Here is a 1,346-nt window from a genome sequence, read left to right as displayed (position 1 = left end):
TTACCGAAAAAACCTAACGCCGCATTAAGGTGTGAGCGGCGCTTGGCTATACTTGAGCGAAGCGAAACTGCCAAGCGTTGCGAATCACTCTTAAATGCTTTGTTATGTGTGGAATTCTCGCGACATTTCTCTCGCTTTACTCTCAATTTCCAGTGTACTGTTATTAATTGAAGTCAAGAGTGAGCTATATTTATCCAGATGCTCTTCACTTACACTAGCATTCACGTTGCCACTTTTCCGTTTTGCTATGACTTCAGTCATCCCGTTTCCGAGCCAACGTTTATAATCAGCAAATGACTTTCGTAGCTCATTATGCTCGTCTTCCAATTCAGGAAAATATAGCTTTTGAATTAGTTGAGCTTTATGCCAAATCTGCTCATCGTAAGAATGGTCTTTACCAAAGAAATTTTTCTCCATTTCCTTATGAAGGACATCTGATAAGCACATAATTAACAGAACATATTCTTCAAGCTTTGTCCTGCGAACTTGTAAGATTTCTTTTCGGTTCCACGACTTGTACTCCAAGTCATTCTTTATTGTTTCAGTTGTCTTAGCTGTTACCTCTGTCTGAAGTTTGATCGTATCCAAACTAGATTGAATTGCTAAATACTTCGCCTTCTCTGAATACAAAGCCTTAAAGAAAGCTAAGAGAGAGCCTAATATCAAAACCAACAATATGACCACGACGTAGTATTCTAGATCACTCCACGTTGGATTATCTAACAGCGTAGCAGCCATTTCCGTAACAGATTCTTCTTTCATTTATTCCTCGTAACACATAACGCCTTGCTAAGGTGTGAGTAACGCAATACAAAAGCTACCGCATAGCGCCTTAATCACATAAACCACCGCAAAGTAAAAATGCCACGCGTTACGAATCACTCTTAAGCAATTTGTTAGTACATGCGCCACTTCTATTTATGCGCTCCAAGATATTGAAAAGAGGCATGATATGAAAGGCTTTGAACACTGAAGTGAGACGGGCAGCTACAAAACTTAAACTCGGTTAAGAGACGAAAGTTGGCTAGAAGAAAAACGCAATGAACTGCCCTACTTTCACTAGCTTCAAACTAGAAAAGGATTCTTTCCTCGTACTTCAACAGCCACACCAAAAGTAACCAAGATTCTCTCAAAAGCCACCACGAAAATGAAGAAGCGCCAAAGAAATAGGCTAAGAGTTAGAAGCCGTAAACGGTAAAATCAAAGCGAACACTCCGCATATAGTGCCACCGGAAAGAACGTGAAAGGCACTAACTGAAAGGTGTAAAGACGAGCGCCAAAACAGAAAAACGCCAAGACTTATGATGCTTGATGTCAAACCCGTACTAACGCCTTGCTAAGGTGTG

At 40.5% G+C, this 1,346-nt stretch carries 1 protein-coding gene; it reads right to left on the bottom strand.

The window, feature by feature from the left end:
- Positions 1-102 precede the first annotated feature (102 nt).
- Entirely contained in the window at positions 103-762 is a 660-nt protein-coding gene (locus tag BCT11_RS03475; RefSeq protein WP_102387139.1) for a hypothetical protein, read from the bottom strand.
- Positions 763-1,346: the final 584 nt, after the last annotated feature.

The sequence above is a fragment of the Vibrio sp. 10N.222.52.B12 genome (assembly GCF_002875385.1).
Taxonomy (GTDB): Bacteria; Pseudomonadota; Gammaproteobacteria; order Enterobacterales; family Vibrionaceae; genus Vibrio; species Vibrio jasicida.
Note: the sequence above shows the minus strand (reverse complement) of the source record. Positions and strands in the feature narration are given on the sequence as shown.

Bases quoted from the DNA above. Each gene is read 5' to 3' on its own strand.
- BCT11_RS03475 (WP_102387139.1), bottom strand. From the start codon at position 762: ATGAAAGAAGAATCTGTTACGGAAATGGCTGCTACGCTGTTAGATAAT.